The organism is Pectobacterium atrosepticum, from assembly GCF_000740965.1.
In the GTDB taxonomy this organism is placed as follows: domain Bacteria; phylum Pseudomonadota; class Gammaproteobacteria; order Enterobacterales; family Enterobacteriaceae; genus Pectobacterium; species Pectobacterium atrosepticum.
On the sequence record NZ_CP009125.1, the window covers coordinates 2,019,355 to 2,038,814 of the forward strand.

The window sequence follows — 19,460 nt, forward strand, 5'->3', positions numbered from 1 at the left end:
AACGATTCAACTTTCAGCAAGAGAGGAGCGCCATGTTCCAGTTGTCACAGCAAGATATTCATTTGGGCGCAGCGGCAAGTAATAAGCAGGAAGCTATCCAGCTTGTTGCTTCAGCACTGACCGCTGCCGGGTGCGTTAACGCAGGGTATGTCGACGGCATGCTACAGCGCGAACAGCAAACATCTACTTATTTGGGAAGCGGTATTGCTATCCCTCACGGTACAACCGATACCCGCGATTTGGTATTGAAGACCGGAGTTCAAGTATTTCAGTTTCCTCAGGGTATAGCCTGGGGTGAAGACCAAACCGCCTACGTGGTGTTAGGGATTGCAGCTCGCTCTGATGAGCATCTGGCTTTGCTGCGTCAGCTGACTCACGTCCTGAGCGATGATCGCGTAGCGGCACTGCTGGCAAGCACAACCTCAGCAGAAGAACTGCGTAGCCTGCTAATGGGCGAGCAGCAATTGGCGGAGTTCCGTTTTGACACCTCGCTGATTGCGCTGGATGTAGCGACCGATAATCTGCTGACACTTCAGGCGCTGAACGCCGGTCGTCTTCAGCAGGTCGGTGCAGCAGACGCTAGCTTTGTCAGCACCACCGTCAGCAACAAACCGCTGAATCTGGGGCAAGGTGTGTGGTTCAGCGATAGCGCTGTCGGTAACCTCAGCAGCGCGGCTGCGGTGGCACGCCCGGCTGCGCCTTTCAGCGTTGACGGTGAAAACGTGGCCTTATTGGTGACGGTTGCGGCTGCTGACGATCAGGCTTTTGCACCTATCGATTACTTGAGCAACTTGCTGATTACGCAAAAAGCGGAACGTCTGCTGACGGCTGATGCACCGACGCTGCTGGCACTCTTGACCAGCGACGTACCGGAAGAAAGCGAAGTGCTGACGGCAGAATTTACCATTCGTAACGAACACGGTCTGCACGCTCGTCCGGGCACCATGCTGGTGAACGTGGTCAAACAGTTCACTAGTGAGATTACGGTGACCAATCTGGATGGCACAGGCAAACCGGCAAATGGCCGCAGCCTGATGAAAGTCGTCGCGCTGGGCGTGAAAAAAGGTCACAAACTGCGTTTCACCGCCAGCGGTAGCGATGCGGAGCAAGCACTTGCCGCTATTGGCGACGCGATTACGTCCGGTTTGGGCGAGGGGGCAGCATGAGCAGGAGAGTAGCCACAATCACCCTGAATCCAGCTTACGATCTGGTTGGCTATTGCCCAGAAGTTGAGAAAGGCGAAGTCAATCTGGTTCAGACAGCGGGTCTGCACGCCGCAGGTAAAGGTATCAACGTTGCCAAGGTGCTGAAAGATCTCGGGATTGATGTCACGGTAGGTGGCTTTCTGGGTAAAGACAATCAGGATGGTTTTCAGCAATTGTTCAGCGAGTTGGGCATTGCCAACCGTTTCCAGGTTGTGCCAGGACGTACGCGTATTAATGTCAAATTAACGGAAAAAGATGGCGACGTAACCGACTTCAACTTTTCCGGTTTTGAAGTGACACAGCAAGATTGGCAGCGTTTCGTCAATGATTCGCTGAGCTGGCTTGGGCAGTTCGACATGGTCGCGGTGAGCGGTAGTTTGCCTGCAGGCGTCGATCCTGATGCGTTTACCGACTGGATGTCTCGTCTGCGCACGCAGTGTCCTTGCATTATTTTCGACAGCAGCCGTGAAGCGCTGGTGGCGGGACTGAAGGCCTCTCCTTGGTTGGTGAAACCGAACCGCCGGGAGCTGGAAATATGGGCTGGGCGTAAATTACCTACGCTGGCTGATGTGGTGGATGCCGCTCACGCGCTGCGTGAACAGGGTATCGCGCATGTTGTGATCTCACTGGGTGCGGAAGGTGCGCTGTGGGTGAATGCATCTGGCGCGTGGCTGGCAAAACCACCTGCCTGTGATGTGGTAAGTACGGTAGGGGCGGGCGACTCCATGGTTGGGGGGTTGATTTATGGCTTATTAATGCGTGAGTCCAGTGAGCACACTCTGCGTTTGGCTACGGCGGTTTCGGCTCTGGCCGTCAGCCAAAGTAATGTAGGTATTACCGATCGTCCTCAGTTGGCCGCAATGATGGCGCGTGTCGACCTAAAACCCTTTAACTGATACAGCAGGAGACAAACAATGAAAACGCTGCTGATTTTGGATAAATCACTGGGCCTGGCGAGAAGCCAACTAGTGAAAAACCTACTCGGCGCTGCCGCTGCGAAAGCAGAGGTGACGTTTACAGAACATGCTAACGATGCTGAACTGGCGATCGTTCTGGGTGCATCCGCTGCGGCGGACAGCGCACTGAATGGCAAGCAGGTTTATGTCGGTGATATCGAACTGGCTGTTTCGCAGCCGGAAGCCTTTTGGGCGAAAGCGCAGGCTGAAGCAACGGCGTATCAGGCCGTCGCGTCAGCTTCCGTTCAGCAACCCGTTACTGCCAAGCGTATTGTTGCGATAACGGCGTGCCCGACTGGCGTCGCGCATACGTTTATGGCGGCAGAAGCGATTGAAAGCGAAGCAAAAAAACGCGGCTGGTGGGTTAAGGTTGAAACACGCGGCTCCGTTGGCGCAGGTAATACGATTACCCCAGAAGAAGTGGAGCAGGCCGATCTGGTGATCGTCGCTGCGGATATTGAAGTCGATCTGGCGAAGTTTGCCGGTAAGAGGATGTATCGCACGTCGACGGGTCTGGCACTGAAAAAGACGGCGCAAGAATTAGATAAAGCGCAGGCTGAGGCTAAAGTGTATCAGCCATCCGGGCAAGCTGGCGCGTCAAGCGCGAGCGAGTCTGGTCAGAAAGGCGGAGCAGGCCCATATCGTCACCTGCTGACCGGCGTGTCTTACATGCTACCGATGGTAGTGGCGGGCGGCTTGTGTATCGCACTGTCGTTTGTCTTTGGTATTGAAGCCTTTAAACAGGAAGGTACGCTGGCAGCAGCGCTGATGAAGATCGGCGGTGGTTCTGCCTTTGCGCTGATGGTGCCGGTACTGGCAGGCTATATCGCTTTCTCCATTGCGGATCGTCCGGGTTTAACGCCGGGTCTGGTTGGCGGGATGTTGGCGGTGAGTACAGGTGCGGGCTTCCTCGGCGGTATCATTGCCGGTTTCCTTGCGGGTTACATTGCCAGAGCAATCAACAATAAATTGACTCTGCCGCAAAGTTTGACTGCGCTAAAACCGATCCTGATCATTCCGCTGTTTGCTACCTTGATCACCGGTCTTATCATGATTTACGTCGTCGGTACGCCGGTGGCGAAAATCCTGACTGGCCTGACAGGCTGGCTGCAATCCATGGGCACGGCGAATGCGGTGATTCTGGGTGCGATTCTGGGTGCGATGATGTGTACGGATATGGGCGGCCCGGTTAACAAAGTGGCCTACGTCTTCGGTACCACCTTACTCAGTAGCCAGATTTACGCGCCGATGGCCGCTGTCATGGCTGCGGGTATGGTGCCACCGTTGGCGATGGGTCTGGCAACCGTGCTGGCAAGCAAGAAATTTAACCCGACTGAACGTGAAGGGGGTAAAGCGGCGTTTGTACTGGGCCTGTGCTTTATTTCCGAAGGGGCGATTCCTTACGCCGCGCGTGATCCAATGCGCGTTCTGCCTTGCTGCATCATCGGTGGGGCATTGACTGGTGCACTGTCGATGGCGGTGGGCGCTAAGTTGATGGCACCACACGGTGGTCTGTTCGTACTGTTGATTCCAGGCGCAATTACCCCAGTTATCGGCTATCTGTTAGCGATCATTGCGGGAACGGCGGTCGCGGGCGTGCTGTATGCACTGCTGAAACGCTCTGATGAGCAACTGGCGAAAGCGGCATAAGCCTGATTATCGTTATAAATTTCACGATGCAGGATGATGGCGGGGAAAGTTAACCGTCACACCTGCAAAGTGAAGAAAGCGTACTGCCATAACACAAGGATGTGGATGAGATAGCGCCAGTTGGTATTCACCAACTGGCGCTTTTTTTATGTATATACTCGTCATACTTCAAGTTGCATGTGCGTTGGCTACGTTCATTCACCCGAATCACTTACTTGAGTAAGCTCATCGGGATTCCCTCTCTTGCCGCCTTCCTGAAACTTGAATTATTTAGAGTATAATCAGTACTGGGCTTCAGACTTGAGCCAGGCGATTTCGTCGGCCCAGATGTCGGGATTGACTGTTTCCAGAATCATCGGGATACCGTCAAAACGGGTGTCTTTCATAATGTAGCTGAAAGCAGTTTTGCCAATATTACCTTCTCCCAGGCTGTGGTGTCGGTCAACGCGGCTGCCGAACGTGCTTTTCGCATCATTCAAATGCATTCCGCGCAGATAGCGGAACCCAACAATGCGATCGAACTCAGCAAAGGTCGCTTCGCAATCCGCTTCTGTTCGCAGATCGTACCCGCCAGCGAAGGCGTGGCAGGTATCGATACAGACGCCGACACGGCTTTTATCTTCCACGCCATCGATGATGGCCGCCAGATGTTCAAAACGGAAACCCAGATTACTGCCTTGTCCGGCGGTATTTTCAATTACGGCGGTGACACCGTCCGTTTCCGCCAGCGCGATGTTGATGGACTCGGCAATACGTGCCAGACAGTCCGCTACCTCGATCTGCTTCAGATGGCTACCGGGATGAAAGTTCATCAGGCTCAGCCCAAGCTGTTGGCAGCGGGACATTTCGTCAATAAACGCGATGCGTGATTTCTCCAGCGCTTCCTCGTCTGGGTGACCCAAATTAATCAAATAGCTGTCGTGGGGCAGAATCTGTGCCGACGTATAGGCGTACTGTTCACACGCGGCTTTAAAACGGTCAATGACCTCTGCACTGAGTGCGGCAGCCTGCCATTGGCGCTGGTTCTTGGTAAATAAGGCGAAAGCGGTCGCCTTTATCTCATGCGCGCGAATCACGGCCTGATCGACACCGCCTGCTGCGCTAACGTGCGCTCCGATGTATTTCATGTTGGTCTCCTCTATAACGAAGACATTATGGCATCGTCATGCATACCCGTCATACTTCAAGTTGCATGTGCGTTGGCTGCGCTTACTCACCCGAATCACTTACTTGAGTAAGCTCATCGGGATTCGCTCACTTGCCGCCTGCCTGCAACCCGAATTATTTAGGGTATGGGTTAATCAGACGTTAATGGGTAAATAATTTATCGTTAGCTGAATAAGTGTTCGAAGAACAGGTTGATTCCCGCACCACCGATCACCAGCCAGATAAACAGAATAAGTGCCAGCAGTAGCGGTTTTGCTCCTGCCTGACGGATGGCGCTGAATTGGGTAGTCAGGCCTAACGCCACCATCGCCATCGTCAGTAGTACATTATCAAGTTGAACTAACTGGGTGACGAGTGTCGGAGAAAGTAGCGGGAAAGAATTGAAGGCGGCCACGGCAATGAATCCCAAGGCAAACCACGGGAACATCAGTGGAACAGCGTCTTCTGCATCACGTTTTTGCGTGTTTTTTTTCAGGAAGAACCCGAGTATGAGAAGGAAAGGTGCCAGCATCATCACGCGCAGCATTTTGCTGATAACGGCGATGTTTTCCGTCGCGCCATCAACGGCATGCCCAGCGGCAACGGCCTGAGCGACTTCATGTATTGTTGAACCAAAATACAGGCCGACGATCTGCGGTGTAGCTTCAATCCACTGATGTTCGAGATTGAGTTGATAGAGCCACGGATACAAAAACATGGCTGTCGTACCGAAGATCACCACGGTGGAAACCGCGACGGCAATAGTATTGCCAGCGGCTTTAACAACGGGGGCTGTTGCCATTATCGCCGCCGCACCGCAGATGCTGCTGCCAGCACCGATGAGAATCACCGTCTCATTGTCGAGCTTCAGCCAGCGCTTGCCAATCCAACAGGCGAGCAAAAATGTTAGCGTGACGACGGTAAGATCGACGGCGATACCCGTAAAGCCGACGGCAGCAACTTGCTGAAAGCTGAGACGAAAACCATAAAGTATGATGCCCCAGCGGAGTAAGTGCTGCTTGGCCCACTGCACACCGGGATCGCACAGAGGATGAATTCGCGGATAAACGCTATTCCCCAGCACGATCCCAGTTAGGATCGCTAATGTCAGTGAGCCGGGTCCCCAGTGGGCGATTTTCGGAATATTTGCCAGCCAGAGAAGTGAAAAAGTTATTAAACTTACTAACAACAGGCCAGGTAATCGCGCTTTTGCTCCATTGGGTGGTGCTATCGCTTGTAATGTCGCAGGAAGAGCCATGGGTTTGGTGCCTATTCTGACCGTACCGAATTGAGAAGCCAGCTTATAATCCATGAGATTAAAAGAGAAATTGATTATATATTTATAACCTATAAGTATTTCAGATAAAGAGCGCACTATGCATATCACGTTACGTCAACTGGAAGTCTTTGCCGAAGTCCTGAAAAGTGGTTCAACGACACAGGCCTCCGTTGTGCTTTCACTTTCTCAATCGGCAGTCAGCGCTGCTCTGGCGGATTTAGAAGGGCAGCTGGGTGTTCAACTTTTCGACCGCGTGGGTAAACGTCTGGTTGTTAATGAGCATGGCCGCCTGCTGTACCCCAAGGCGCTGGCATTGCTTGAACAGTCGATAGAAATTGAGCAGCTCTTCCGGCGTGATAATGGAGCACTGCGTATTTATGCCAGCAGTACTATTGGCAACTATCTATTGCCTGCGATGATTGCCCGCTATCGCCATGACTACCCTGAAATTCCGCTGGAACTGCATGTCGGCAATACGCAAGATGTGATCACCCGCGTGTCTGAATTTAGTGTCGATTTGGGCTTGATCGAAGGCCCTTGCCATCACCCTCATTTAATTACGCAGCCCTGGCTGGAAGATGAACTGGTGGTATTTTGTTCTCCCGAGTATCCGCTCAGCCGGGGGACGGTATCATTAGCGGCGCTGGCGGATGCCCACTGGATCCTGCGTGAGCGCGGTTCAGGCACGCGTGAAGTGCTGGATCATCTGTTGTTGACGCACCTGTCACATTTCCATCTGGTGATGGAATTAGGTAATTCGGAGGCAATTAAACATGCGGTTCGCCATGGAATTGGTATCAGTTGCCTGTCACGGCATGTGATTGCTGAACAGCTGGCGTCAGGCTCGTTGGTGGAATTGAAGGTGCCGTTGCCTAAACTCACGCGGACGCTGTATTTGGTACACCACCGACAGAAACATCTTTCAAATGTGTTACAGCGTTTCCTGAGTTATTGCTGTGAAATGCCATAGTGAAAATATTTTCTGCTGCTAATAATCGGGCGTGAGTTATTAAGCTCTCTTATAACTCGACGATCTTAACTATCCAGTACAACGCTATTTGCTACAATCCCGCCTCGATTTTTAGCACGAGCACGCAGGATAACAATGGCTCAGCACGATATTCAACAAACTACACAGGGCGCACCGACCCTGCGCCGTGAACTGAAAGCGCGGCATTTAACGATGATCGCCATTGGCGGATCGATTGGTACCGGGTTATTTGTCGCTTCTGGTGCGACGGTTTCACAAGCGGGTCCCGGTGGTGCACTCCTGTCTTATGCCCTGATTGGGCTGATGGTTTACTTCCTGATGACGAGCCTAGGCGAACTGGCGGCATTCATGCCAGTTTCTGGTTCATTTTCTACCTACGGATCTCGCTATGTTGAGGAAGGTTTCGGCTTCGCATTGGGCTGGAACTATTGGTACAACTGGGCGGTGACCATTGCGGTCGATCTGGTCGCTGCGCAACTGGTGATGGGATATTGGTTCCCTGAAGTCTCCGGCTGGATCTGGAGCGCTTTGTTTCTGGCGCTGATGTTCCTACTTAATTACATTTCCGTGAAAGGGTTTGGCGAAGCCGAGTATTGGTTCTCACTGATTAAAGTGACGACGGTCATTATTTTCATTGCTGTGGGTGTGATGATGATTACGGGCATCATGAGCGGTGCGGAAAATGCTGGATTCCACAACTGGGAGATTGGCGATGCACCGTTTGCTGGTGGCTTCTCCGCCATGATCGGCGTGGCGATGATCGTGGGTTTTTCTTTCCAGGGAACGGAACTGATCGGTGTGGCTGCTGGGGAGTCCCAGGAACCGAGCAAAAACATTCCGCGTGCCATCCGTCAGGTTTTCTGGCGTATCCTGCTGTTTTACATCTTCGCGATTCTGATTATCAGCTTAATCATTCCGTATACCGATCCGAACCTGCTGCGTAATGATGTGAAAGACATTACGGTGAGTCCGTTCACGCTGGTGTTTGAGAATGCGGGTCTGTTGTCTGCCGCTGCGGTCATGAATGCGGTCATCTTGACGGCGGTGTTGTCGGCGGGTAACTCCGGGATGTACGCCTCTACACGTATGCTGTTTACGCTGGCATCGGAAGGTAAAGCGCCGCGTATTTTCGCTAAGCTGTCAAAAGGGGGTGTGCCACGTAATGCGCTGTATGCAACAACCGTGGTGGCTGCGCTGTGTTTCCTGTCTTCTCTGTATGGTAACCAAACGGTTTATCTGTGGTTGTTGAATACCTCGGGAATGACCGGCTTTATTGCTTGGCTAGGGATCGCGATCAGCCATTACCGTTTCCGTCGCGGCTATGTTATGCAAGGCCACGATCTGAACCGTCTGCCTTATCAGTCGCGTTTCTTCCCGTTAGGGCCGATCTTCGCCTTTGTGCTCTGCCTGATCATCACATTGGGGCAGAATTATCAGGCGTTTCTGCAAGACAACATCGACTGGTATGGCGTCACGGCAACCTACATCGGCATTCCGTTGTTCCTGCTGATTTGGTTCGGCTATAAGCTGTATCGTGGAACGGGCTTCATCAAGTATCAGGATATGACGTTCCCGGATCATAAAGACTAATCGCTAGCATACCGTTAACGGGCGATTCCCTGATGGGGGTCGCCTTTTTTATTGATTTTTTTTCGTTTTCGCACTGTCCTTCATACTTCCTCTTATATTGATGTGTTGATTTATATCAAATTTATTCACCTTGATTTACCGGGTTATTTTACATTAACTCGATTTAATAATTGTTTTTTTAATTTAATTATTTGTTTTTTATGAATAAATGCCACATCAATTTCATTCCTTATTGCGCATGCAAATGATTTTAATTTTCATTTACAATTATTATTTGCTCATTACAATGTGTTGAACAAAAAAACTCAATGTAAATCATCCGTTCTGAGGACACAGACGCATGGCAATAAATATAAGAAAATCGGTGGCATTGGCGCTGGTTACAATGGCAACGACACCCGTTATCGCCGCACAGGACGATACGATGGTTGTGACGGCTTCGGGTTATGAACAAAAAATCACCGAAGCGGCCGCGAGTATTTCGGTTGTTGGTCATGATGAACTGACTAAACGTAAATATAACGATCTTGGTGAAGCACTCAGTGACGTAGAAGGAGTTGATGTACGAAGCTCAACGGGTAAAACAGGTGGCCTAGACATCAGCATTCGCGGTATGCCAAGTGACTATACGCTGATTCTGGTTGATGGTATTCGCCAGAACGGCTCATCAGATGTCACGCCGAATGGGTTTGGTACAATGAACACCGGCTTTATTCCACCGTTGGCGGCGATAGAGCGTATTGAAGTTATCCGCGGGCCGATGTCAACGTTATATGGTTCTGATGCGATGGGTGGCGTGGTAAATATCATCACCAAAAAAGCGTCGAAAGAGTGGGTCGGAAATATCACTCTGGATCATACTTTTCAGGAGGACAGAGACTATGGTGACGCGTCCAAGTTCTCGATTTATTCCAGCGGTGCGTTGATCGAAGACAAACTGGGGCTCGCCCTGCGCGGCAACATCTTACGCCGCGATGCATCAGAAGTTAGTTCGTCCTCAACCGGACAGGAGCTCAGTATGCGTGGTCCGAATCCAGTTAAGTCTGACAATTACCTTTTGGGTGGTAAGTTATCCTGGCTGCTGGATAGTCGTAATACCCTGTGGCTGGATGGTGAAGTCTCCAACCAGAAATATGATAACAAGGAAGAACAACTCGGTGCGCTGGGAGCTGGTACTGCGGCTCGGGGCGGCGGTTATGAAGATACACTGCGTTATGAGCGTCGCAAGGTTACGCTGGGTAGCGATAATCAGCTCGATTTTGGTACATGGAATTCGAGCTTGTCCTTCAACCAGACAGAGAACAAGGGACGGTTGATTCCTCGTTCTACGGTGCCGGCAGGGTCAACAGCCTCAGGGCAAAAGCGCGAGCTAAAAAATACCAACTACATTCTTGATACGAAACTGGTTAGCCCACTAGGTGACAGTCATTTAGTGACGCTGGGTGGGCAGTACTGGAATGCCGTCATGAAAGATGGAATTGTTCTGGCGAATACGGGTGAGAAATTCGAACAGAATTCGTGGTCGCTCTTTGCTGAAGATGAATGGCGCATTGTTGATTCGCTAGCGTTAACCACAGGCGCTCGTTATGAGCATCATGAAGCGTTCGGTGGCCATGTTAGCCCACGTGCTTATCTCGTGTGGAATGCGTTGGATGAATTAACGATTAAAGGTGGGGTGAGCACAGGCTACAAGACGCCATCGTTGGCTCGGTTACATAACGGCATAAGTGGCGTAACGGGGCAGGGTACGATCAATACGATTGGTAACCCTAACCTGAAGCCGGAAGAAAGCGTGAATACGGAACTGGGGGCATACTATGAGCATTTTAGTGGTTTCTCTACTAACGCTACGCTTTTCCATAACCGCTTCCGTAATAAGATCGATAGTTACGAAATTGATACGGTAACGTCTAGCTATCGCAATATTGGTAAAGCGAACACGCAAGGTCTGGAGTTGGGATCGACTATCCCTCTATGGTCAGACAACTGGACGCTGAACGTGAATTACACCTTTACTGACAGCGAGCAGAAAGGCGGAGAAAATCCCGGTGCCCGTTTGACCAATACGCCTAAGCACATGGCCAATGCGCGTTTAAACTGGAGTGTGAACGAGCAGTTGAGTACCTGGCTTAAAGCGGAATATCGAGGCAAAACGGCTCGTTTCACGGAAAATTATGACCAACTCAGTGATGCAAACAAGGTTGTTCATGACAATCTTGGCTCGGATTTCAAATCATTCACCGTCGTGAACCTCGGCGGATCGTATAAGATATCCAAAGATGTAACATTGAACGGATCGGTTAATAACCTGTTGGACAAAGATTTCACCAAGACCTATGTCCTCCCGGTCGGAACGGGTACGACAACAGCGGGTGATTACTTTACATCAAGTCAGGTCACTACAGGTTCCGTAGTACCAGGTCGTAATTACTGGGTATCGGTAAACGTCAACTTCTGATGAAACAGCGCCCCGGAATGAGTCAAGCTCGTTCCGGGGTATAATGATTCTCACTCCGCTTCCTTCCCCCTCTAAAGACACTGCATCATTTCTGAGGTTTTTCTCGCGCATTTATTCTTGCTGATTAACGACCAGGTTTTGCTATCACCCTTATTATTCCCTCCCTTTGCCAGCATCATGAGAACAATGAGTGAATATCATCAGCACTTATTTTTTTGTGATATTTCTGAATATCGACGATAACAATGTCGATGAATGAAATTCATTATATTAGGTATTGTTAATTGCTTTAATGCTGACTACGCTTCACGTTAGGGAGTGATGGATTTCCGATGAGGCAGGAAGTGTAACGTTATTAATACGTTCGTTGTCTTGTGTCATACAGAGAATTTAATTCATTATTTTTGTATGAGAATACCTGTCGTGATTGCCGACTGCGGAACCCTTGATATCTGCAATCGGAGATCGATGTATGAATAGCAACCAGGGCGCGATGATGTTAAAAATTACCTTTTTGGATAAAGGCTCACTGCCTGAAACCATTTTCCTGAAAAAGACGAGTTTTAGGCGTCCACAATGCCGCCATGAATGGATTGAATATAGCCATACCTCACCCGATCAAGTTATCGCCCGAGCAAAAGACACCCACGTTATCATCACAAATAAAACGCTATTAACGCGCGAGACCTTAGCCGCGTTGCCTGCGCTGAAGCTGATTGCTGTGACAGCAACAGGAACCGACAATATCGATCTTGCGGCTGCTAAAGAACTGGGGATCACGGTCAAAAACGTACCGGGCTACTCGACGCAAGCCGTGTCCGAGCACGTTATTGCCATGATGTTCGCGCTGAAGCACAGCATTATGGCATGGTACCGCGATCAATTGAGCGATCGCTGGGCCAGCCAGTCGCAATTTTCTTACTTTGATCATCCGGTCAAGGATATCGCAGGCTCTACGCTTGGCATCATCGGTGCAGGGACGATTGGACGGGAAGTTGCACGTCTTGCTCTGGCGCTGGGGATGAAGGTGATTTTTGCCGAGCACAGAGGGGTATCACTGTGTCGTGCTGGGTATCTGCCGTTTGAGGAGGTTCTGCGGCTGGCTGATGTGATTTCACTCAACTGCCCGCTAAATGCGAGTACGCAGCATCTGATTAATTCAGAGACGCTCGCGTTGTGTAAGCCAACCGCGTTTATTATTAACACCGCCAGAGGCGGGTTAATTGACGAGCGCGCGTTGGCAGCGGTATTGCTCCAGCGTGGCATTGCTGGCGCAGCGCTAGACTGTCTGACGCAGGAGCCGCCGGAAAAAGACAATCCGTTGATGGTTGCGGCGAAAACCCTACCTAATCTTCTGATTACTCCGCATATCTCCTGGACGTCCGCCTCATCGCTGCAATTGTTGATGGAAAAGACGATTGAAAATATTGATGAGTATGTTCAGCAGAACGGACATAGATAAATATACCCGTCATACTTCAAGCTGCTTGTGCGTTGTCTGCCCTTACTCACCCCAGTCACTTACTTGTGTAAGCTCCTGGGGGCTCGCTCGGTTGCCGCCTTCACGCAACTCGAATTATTTAGGGTATAGAGGTAATTTGATTTAGCCGGGTATGAGGGAATATTTCCCGGCAGCTAAAATATGATATTCATCAATTTTAATTCATTACTAAAATTGAACGTTTTAGCGGGGCGAATCTTTCGTAATCTATTGTCTGCTTAACTTTTTATATCCAGTGAAGATGGGAATAGCGATGCGCCTGTATTAATGTAGCGATCTATCCTTTGTGATTATTCTTATGTTAATTTTATTTTTATAGTAAATGCTCACCTATAAATAATAACGTAAGTAAATAATGTCATGTATGTGGTGACTTTTGTCTGCGGCAACCAGCCTGTTTCCCCGTGTATCTCGGTGCTTAAACGATGGGTATTCGTTTAGTGAGGGACGGTATTAGCGGGCTGAATGGCGAATCCGCCCCGAATTCGGATGAATGGGGCGGAAGCGAGAAGTCTCAGCGTTTCTGGATATACGTCATTGCCAACGCGAGCGCGAGAACCAGACCTTTGATGATATCCATGGCGTAATAAGGCACGGAGAGCATCACAAGACCATTCTGCAAGACGCCAAGAATGACGGCACCGAGCAGTGTACCCAGCGCATTCGGCTTACCGGATCCCGCCAGTGAGAAACCGATATATGCCGCAGCAACAGCATCCATTAAATAGCCGCCCCCAGCATTGACCTGTGAAGAACCGATGCGTGATGCGAGTAGGATGCCGCCCAGCGCTGCGAGTAAGGAAGAGAATACATACGCCTGTACCCGATAACGCGCTGTGCGAATGCCCGCCAGTCGAGCGGCTTCTGGGTTGCCGCCGATGGCATACATCCGGCGACCGTGCTTGGTAAGGGACAGATACAACTGCACCAGTACCGTCACCGCCAGCATAATGACAACAATCACCGGCACCTGACCTAGCGTGGCAAAGAACTCAGGAATGACACCTTCTGCCATTTCACCACTGGGCAACACCATGTTCTGCGTGATGGAACCGCCATAGCTGTACGTCATCGCCACGCCCTGAATGACGAACAGACTGGCGAGCGTCGCCAGCATATCGGGAATCTTCAGCACAACGATGAGAAAAGCGTTGAATAGCCCGACCAGCGTACACAGCAGGAGCGTCAAAACAATCGCGCCAGTGGTGCCGAACCCATGCCAGACAAAGAGGGAGATAACCAGAGCGTTGGCCAACGATGCCGTTGATCCCACGGAAAGGTCAAACCCGCCAACGGACAGTGAAATGGAGACGCCAATCGCAATCACCGTGACGATGGCGATAGAACGCAAAATATTGATGATGTTATACGGGTCGAGAAAATTTTCCGACGCGAGTCCAAAAAGTGCAATCAGTGCGACGACCGTGATCAGCATGCCCCACTTATAGAGAAACTCGAAAACGTGGTGACGGAAGGGGATCGCCCCGTTAGATGAAAGTGGGTGACTCACGTGGGAGTTCCTCCAGTTGAATATAAAAGTAGGGTTTCTTCGTCAATCTCAGCGGCGTTTAGCTCTGCGACAATCCGGCCATCCCATAGCACGCAGATGCGATCGCAGAGACCGACAAGTTCGGAAAACTCGCCCGACGCATAAATAATGCCTTTACCCTGTCGTGCGAGGCCGTCAATCAGCGTGAACAAGTCCTGCTTGGCCTTGATATCGACGCCTTTGGTGGGTTCATCAAAAATCAGAACCTGTGCTTCACTGCGTAGCCACTTGCCAATGGCGACTTTTTGTTGATTCCCACCCGACAGGCGTGCGAGCTTTTGCGCTGGGCCGGTGGTGCGAACCGCAAGCCGCTCAACAATCTGTTTCGCCCAGCGCAATGCCTTGCCACGATTGAATATTCCCCAGAGGGAAAAGCTGTCTGTGGCCGTGATGCTGAGATTCATGGTGACGGATTCATCAATAAAAATGCCTTCCTTGCGCCGCTCTTCAGGAACCAGTGCCAGACCTTGCTCGACGGATTGATGAGGCGAATGAGGTTGCCAGGGTTTGCCGCGATATTTACCTTGCGCTATCTGGCAGGGTTCTGCGCCGAATAGTGCTTTACACAACTCGGTTTTACCCGCACCGGCCAGCCCGGCAATGCCCAGAATTTCCCCTTTGTGCAGCGTGAGCGAAATATTGTGCAGCAGCGTCTCGTCGTGCAAACCGATGACCTGAAGCAGCGGCTCTTCTGAAGGTGTGGTACGGCGCGGTGGGAAGATATCGTCAAGCCGATGCCCCAGCATTCTCTCTACAATCTCTTCGCCGCTCAGCCCCTGCATCACGCCACTGCTAACAAACTCGCCGTCACGCAGAACGGTCAAGGTATCGCAGATTTCGCTCAGTTCATGAATACGATGGGAAATGAATACGATCCCGATGCCATCGGCCTGTAAGCGACGAACCACCTGAAAGAGACGCGCACTTTCAGCCTGATCCAGCGGGGCGGTGGGTTCATCTAAAATCAGGAAGCGACACTCGTGGGATAACGCACGGGCGAGTAGAATTTGCTGTTTTTCGGCCAGCGAGCAGGTATCCAGACGTTGGCGAACATTGAGGGGAACGCCAAGTTGGTCAAGCAGCGCCTGCGCCTGACTGTATATCTGCGGCCAATTCAGTAGATGCCCGTCCTGTGCCAGCGTATCCAGCATAATGTTTTCCGCCACGGACAGCGTGGGAACCAACGCGACATCGACTTCCTGCTGCACCAGATGAATGCCGTACCGCTTGGCATCACGCGGCGAATGGATATCGACCAGCTTACCATTAATCAGAATATCGCCCTGATAGTGATCGTAAGCGCCCGATAGGATCGTCATCAGCGTGGATTTTCCCGCACCGTTTGCGCCGGTCAGGGCATGAATCGAACCACCTTCCAATGTGAAGTTAACCTGCTTGAGGGCGTGGAAACCAGAAAAGGAGATGGAAATGTTGCGCATCTCCAGTCGGCTTTGGGAGGTAGAGGTCATGGTCGGCAACGCTCTTGGCGGTTAAGGTCATGAAATAACGGAAAAGAAAGGTAGCATATATCCCAGAGAATTTAATACAGCTTCACGTGTTTGAGAGTCGCTGGCTATGAACGAAAAGGCATAAATTAAATAAAAAAGTTCTTAATCTGCGGCAAGCAAGTGAATAAAATGGAATTATCAAAAGGGTAGAGCAGTAGCAAACATAAGATAAGAGCCGTGCTCAAGATAAGTGGCGGCGAGGAATGTTCAAACATGCACACAACGACCGTTCGCGTACAGGTTGGCCCTGCCAACTATTTTTCCTTTCCCGGTGCTATCGATAAGTTGCTGGAGTTTTACCCGCCAGAGGTGCTGAAAAACGCGCTGTGGATTTATGGTGAGCGTGCGATTGCAGCGGCTCGGCCCTATTTACCGGCCGAGTTTGAAGCACCTTCAGCCCGACGTGTTCAATTTAGTGCGCATTGCAGTGAGGGTGAAGTGGCAAAACTGGTCGCGCAAGCGGGCGATGACTGTCAGGTTGTCATCGGTGTCGGCGGCGGCGCTGTACTGGATACCGCGAAGGTCGCTGCGCGTCATATCGGCGTGCCGCTGGTAGCCATTCCGACTATTGCGGCAACCTGTGCAGCCTGGACGCCGCTGTCCGTCTGGTATAACGATGCCGGACAGGCACTGCGTTTTGAAATTTTTCCCGATGCTAACCATCTGGTACTGGTGGAGCCGCGGATTATGCTCGCAGCGCCGGTGGAATACCTACTGGCAGGGGTCGGCGATACGCTGGCGAAGTGGTATGAAGGCGTGGTTCTCAGCCCCCAGCCTGAAACGCTGCCTCTTTCTGTTCGTTTGGGCTTACAGACTGCGCTAGATATCCGCAATGTCTTGTTGCAACAAAGTGCGGCTGCGTTAGAAGCCGTCAAGCGTGGCGAGTTGACGCAGGATTTTCTGGATGTGGTAGATGCGATCATTGCCGGGGGCGGCATGGTTGGTGGGTTGGGAGAGCGATATACTCGCGTGGCGGCGGCACATGCGGTTCATAACGGCTTGACGGTGTTGCCGCAAACCGAACGCTTTCTGCACGGCACCAAAGTGGCTTATGGCATTCTGGTGCAAAGCGCCTTGCTGGGAGATAGCGAAACGTTGCTCCAGTTGAAAGCGGCGTTCAAGGTGTTTGGTTTACCTACATCGCTGGCTGAGTTGGATGTGGATATTCACGATCGTGCTGCGCTTCAGGCCGTGATTGCACGTACTTTGCAAGCGGGGGAATCCATTCATTATCTGCCATTGTCGTTAAATGAAGACGTCTTGCTGGCAGCGTTTAACACCGTTGAGTTGAGCGGGAAATAAATAGTAGGGAATAGGCGGAGGGAATTCTCCGCCCTTAAAGACTATTCTTTATCTTTAAAAACTACTGTGTTTTCTCGTAGGGAAATGAGTTTTTGATATAGCTGGCGTAGTAACGGTACTTCGCCTTGCTTGCCATCAGCTCTTCATAAATCATACGAGCTACGCCGTTGTAGAGATAGATGCTCCCGTTCAGCAGCTCGACCTCCAACTGACTTTTTTCTGCATCGTACCCGACTGAAAACAACTCTGTTGATGAAACGCGTTTTCTCTGCAAAATTAACCACTCCCAACGTATCAATACCGCATCCTGACGATATACGCCTTTCGAGCTTTCTAGCCATATCGTGTTATGTACCCGTAATACTTCAAGCTGCATGTGCGTTGGCCGCGTTCAAATACTCGGCCCGTGGTGGGCCTTGCCCTGAAGGGCCAACACTGTGCGTTGTTCAAAACGCTAACGTTTTGTCCTGCAACTCGAATTATTTTGGGTATAGCTCGAAATATATCCGTGTTAGATAGCAGCATATCTTTATTAAGTTATGAATAATCAGTAAACGCTCACAGAATTCTTGCTCTGTCGTTTATCGGGCAGTTTGTTGTTCGTGGTCGATGAGGCGATATCCCTATTGCATGGTTAATCCTGAGCAAGAGCCCGTTGAAAAGCTGGCTGGTTTTCTATCCGCTCAATGTATTGTTGAATGTGTGGATAGAGGCTGAAATCCAGACGCGTTTTCGCCAAAACCAGCGGTACTGCCATTTGTATATCGGCACCGCTGAACGACTCTCCTGCAAACCAGTTTTGTTTACTCAGATGCTGTTCGATGAACTGAAGCTGAGTGGTCAATCGCGGCACAATAAAGGCCTGTTCGATACTTTGCACAATTTTGCGTGCTATCGGGCGGATGAAAAACGGCATCGGTGCGGATTCTGTTTTCGCCAATACCAGACGCATCACCAGAAGCGGCATGAGCGAACCTTCGGCAAAATGCAGCCAGAAGCGATAATCCAGCAACGCTTGTCCGCTCTGTGGACGAAATCTGCCATTACCGTAAGTCTCAATCAGGTATTCCACAATGGCCCCAGATTCGGCAATGGTCAATTCGCCATCGGTAATCACTGGCGATTTCCCTAGCGGGTGAATCTGCTTGAGCGATGTTGGGGCGCTAAAGGTTTTGGGGTCACGTGCGTAGCGAATAATTTCATAGTCAACGCCCAGTTCTTCCAACAGCCAGGTCGCTCGGGTCGAACGGGATTTTTCGAGGTGATGAACGTGTATCATCCATTGCTCCTTTTTGTTTGTCTTGGTTCCGGTAATTTGGTTCAGGGCAGGTGTGTAATCGAATATTTTAATGCGACTGCGTTCTAACAAGAAAGAGAAACAGCGCTCAGGGCGTACCTGAGCGCTGCTCTCAACGAGATAAGCATAGCACCATTATTCGAACAACTATCGTGTGAGCGACTCTTCTTCAAACAGGTACTGGGCGTGGAAGCGCAGGTGATCTTCGATAAAACTGGCGATGAAGAAATAGCTGTGATCATAGCCGGACTGCGTCCGCAGTGTCAGCGGCCACGCATACTGGTTTGCTAGCGCTTCCAGTTTTGCCGGTTGCAATTGGTCGGGAAGGAATTGATCGCAATCCCCCTGATCGACCAGCATTGGCAGTTTTTTCTGGCTATTTGCTAGCAAATAGCAACTGTCATACTGCAACCACTGTGTTTCGTCCTCACCAAGGTAAGCGGTAAGCGCCTTACGCCCCCACGGAACCTGGCTTGGGTTAACGATCGGCGCGAACGCCGATGCAGACAGAAATTGCTCCGGGTTGCGTAGCGCCAGCATCAGCGCACCGTGGCCGCCCATCGAATGTCCACTGATGGACTGGCGGCTATTCACGTTAAAATGCTGCTGGATCAGTGCCGGCAATTCCGTGCTGATGTAGTCATACATCCGGTAGTGTGCTGCCCAAGGAGCCTGTGTGGCATTCACATAGAATCCTGCACCCTGACCCAGATCGTACCCAGTATCGTCCGCTACGCCATCGCCGCGCGGGCTGGTATCCGGCATCACCAGAACCAGACCCAGCTCGGAGGCAACGCGCTGGGCGCCTGCTTTCGTCGTAAAGTTTTCGTCATTGCAGGTTAACCCAGACAGCCAGTAAAGCACGGGCGGTGGAGTGTCATCCTGTGTTGGTGGCAGATAAATGCTGAACGTCATGGCGGTGTTCAGTGTGTCTGACACATGGCGATAGCGCTGTTGCCAGCCGCCAAACATACGGTGTTCTTCCAGCAGTTCCAGTGATGGGTTCATCGCTGTACAGCCTCCTTTTT

General features: G+C 51.0%; 15 protein-coding genes. 8 read left to right on the plus strand and 7 right to left on the minus strand.

Going from position 1 to position 19,460, the window contains the following annotated elements; genetic code table 11:
- Nucleotides 1–32 precede the first annotated feature (32 nt).
- Genes fruB through fruA form a run of 3 tightly spaced genes read left to right on the plus strand, consistent with a single transcriptional unit; the run spans nt 33 to nt 3,811 of the window.
- Nucleotides 33–1,166, plus strand: a complete 1,134-nt coding sequence (gene fruB, locus GZ59_RS08835) for a fused PTS fructose transporter subunit IIA/HPr protein (protein WP_039291235.1) — start codon at nt 33–35, stop codon at nt 1,164–1,166.
- Entirely contained in the window at nt 1,163–2,101 is a 939-nt protein-coding gene (gene fruK, locus GZ59_RS08840; protein WP_005967280.1) for a 1-phosphofructokinase, read from the plus strand. The genes fruB and fruK overlap by 4 nt, the downstream gene beginning before the upstream one ends.
- A gap of 18 nt (nt 2,102–2,119) precedes the next feature.
- Nucleotides 2,120–3,811, plus strand: a complete 1,692-nt coding sequence (fruA, locus tag GZ59_RS08845; RefSeq protein ID WP_039291237.1) for a PTS fructose transporter subunit IIBC — start codon at nt 2,120–2,122, stop codon at nt 3,809–3,811.
- A gap of 281 nt (nt 3,812–4,092) precedes the next feature.
- Here the strand turns inward: fruA and nfo are convergent, their stop codons facing one another.
- A complete protein-coding gene (gene nfo / locus GZ59_RS08850) occupies nt 4,093–4,938 on the minus strand; it encodes a deoxyribonuclease IV (RefSeq protein WP_039291238.1) in 846 nt (281 codons plus the stop codon).
- Between the two features lie 203 nt (nt 4,939–5,141).
- On the minus strand, nt 5,142–6,215 hold the full coding sequence (locus tag GZ59_RS08855; protein ID WP_039291239.1) for a YeiH family protein: 1,074 nt from the start codon (nt 6,213–6,215) through the stop codon (nt 5,142–5,144).
- Nucleotides 6,216–6,333: 118 nt separating this feature from the next.
- Here GZ59_RS08855 and yieE point away from each other — a divergent pair, with 118 nt between their 5' ends.
- From yieE to GZ59_RS08875, 4 genes are all read left to right on the plus strand, one after another.
- Nucleotides 6,334–7,206, plus strand: a complete 873-nt coding sequence (gene yieE / locus GZ59_RS08860; RefSeq protein WP_039291241.1) for a DNA-binding transcriptional regulator YeiE — start codon at nt 6,334–6,336, stop codon at nt 7,204–7,206.
- A 135-nt stretch (nt 7,207–7,341) separates the two neighbouring features.
- Nucleotides 7,342–8,817 (plus strand): amino acid permease, encoded by a 1,476-nt coding sequence (locus tag GZ59_RS08865; protein WP_039291244.1) that lies wholly within the window; start codon nt 7,342–7,344, stop codon nt 8,815–8,817.
- A 340-nt stretch (nt 8,818–9,157) separates the two neighbouring features.
- Complete coding sequence (locus GZ59_RS08870) at nt 9,158–11,275, plus strand: TonB-dependent receptor (RefSeq protein WP_039291246.1); 2,118 nt, start codon at nt 9,158–9,160, stop codon at nt 11,273–11,275.
- Between the two features lie 472 nt (nt 11,276–11,747).
- Nucleotides 11,748–12,737 (plus strand): 2-hydroxyacid dehydrogenase, encoded by a 990-nt coding sequence (locus GZ59_RS08875; protein WP_080708289.1) that lies wholly within the window; start codon nt 11,748–11,750, stop codon nt 12,735–12,737.
- 553 nt (nt 12,738–13,290) lie between these two features.
- Here GZ59_RS08875 and GZ59_RS08880 read toward each other — a convergent pair.
- Nucleotides 13,291–14,211, minus strand: coding sequence for an ABC transporter permease (locus tag GZ59_RS08880; RefSeq protein WP_207193806.1), 921 nt, complete (start codon nt 14,209–14,211; stop codon nt 13,291–13,293).
- 71 nt (nt 14,212–14,282) lie between these two features.
- Entirely contained in the window at nt 14,283–15,794 is a 1,512-nt protein-coding gene (locus GZ59_RS08885; protein WP_039291248.1) for a sugar ABC transporter ATP-binding protein, read from the minus strand.
- A 252-nt stretch (nt 15,795–16,046) separates the two neighbouring features.
- On the opposite strand from GZ59_RS08885, the gene GZ59_RS08890 reads away from it, so the two are divergent.
- Nucleotides 16,047–17,135 (plus strand): oxidoreductase, encoded by a 1,089-nt coding sequence (locus GZ59_RS08890; protein ID WP_039291250.1) that lies wholly within the window; start codon nt 16,047–16,049, stop codon nt 17,133–17,135.
- Between the two features lie 61 nt (nt 17,136–17,196).
- On the opposite strand, the gene GZ59_RS08895 is transcribed toward GZ59_RS08890, so the two are convergent.
- From GZ59_RS08895 to fghA, 3 genes are all read right to left on the minus strand, one after another.
- Nucleotides 17,197–17,409 (minus strand): KTSC domain-containing protein, encoded by a 213-nt coding sequence (locus GZ59_RS08895; RefSeq protein WP_011094258.1) that lies wholly within the window; start codon nt 17,407–17,409, stop codon nt 17,197–17,199.
- A 360-nt stretch (nt 17,410–17,769) separates the two neighbouring features.
- Complete coding sequence (locus GZ59_RS08900) at nt 17,770–18,414, minus strand: glutathione S-transferase (RefSeq protein WP_011094257.1); 645 nt, start codon at nt 18,412–18,414, stop codon at nt 17,770–17,772.
- Between the two features lie 165 nt (nt 18,415–18,579).
- Entirely contained in the window at nt 18,580–19,440 is an 861-nt protein-coding gene (gene fghA / locus GZ59_RS08905; RefSeq protein ID WP_011094256.1) for an S-formylglutathione hydrolase, read from the minus strand.
- Nucleotides 19,441–19,460 lie beyond the last annotated feature (20 nt).

Coding starts and splice junctions, on each gene's coding strand:
- GZ59_RS08885 (WP_039291248.1), bottom strand. CDS start 15,794: ATGACCTCTACCTCCCAAAGCCGACTGGAGATGCGCAACATTTCCATC.
- GZ59_RS08865 (WP_039291244.1), top strand. CDS start 7,342: ATGGCTCAGCACGATATTCAACAAACTACACAGGGCGCACCGACCCTG.
- nfo (WP_039291238.1), bottom strand. CDS start 4,938: ATGAAATACATCGGAGCGCACGTTAGCGCAGCAGGCGGTGTCGATCAG.
- GZ59_RS08890 (WP_039291250.1), top strand. CDS start 16,047: ATGCACACAACGACCGTTCGCGTACAGGTTGGCCCTGCCAACTATTTT.
- GZ59_RS08900 (WP_011094257.1), bottom strand. CDS start 18,414: ATGATACACGTTCATCACCTCGAAAAATCCCGTTCGACCCGAGCGACC.
- fghA (WP_011094256.1), bottom strand. CDS start 19,440: ATGAACCCATCACTGGAACTGCTGGAAGAACACCGTATGTTTGGCGGC.
- fruA (WP_039291237.1), top strand. CDS start 2,120: ATGAAAACGCTGCTGATTTTGGATAAATCACTGGGCCTGGCGAGAAGC.
- GZ59_RS08875 (WP_080708289.1), top strand. CDS start 11,748: ATGAATAGCAACCAGGGCGCGATGATGTTAAAAATTACCTTTTTGGAT.
- yieE (WP_039291241.1), top strand. CDS start 6,334: ATGCATATCACGTTACGTCAACTGGAAGTCTTTGCCGAAGTCCTGAAA.
- fruB (WP_039291235.1), top strand. CDS start 33: ATGTTCCAGTTGTCACAGCAAGATATTCATTTGGGCGCAGCGGCAAGT.
- fruK (WP_005967280.1), top strand. CDS start 1,163: ATGAGCAGGAGAGTAGCCACAATCACCCTGAATCCAGCTTACGATCTG.
- GZ59_RS08855 (WP_039291239.1), bottom strand. CDS start 6,215: ATGGCTCTTCCTGCGACATTACAAGCGATAGCACCACCCAATGGAGCA.
- GZ59_RS08880 (WP_207193806.1), bottom strand. CDS start 14,211: ATGCTGATCACGGTCGTCGCACTGATTGCACTTTTTGGACTCGCGTCG.
- GZ59_RS08870 (WP_039291246.1), top strand. CDS start 9,158: ATGGCAATAAATATAAGAAAATCGGTGGCATTGGCGCTGGTTACAATG.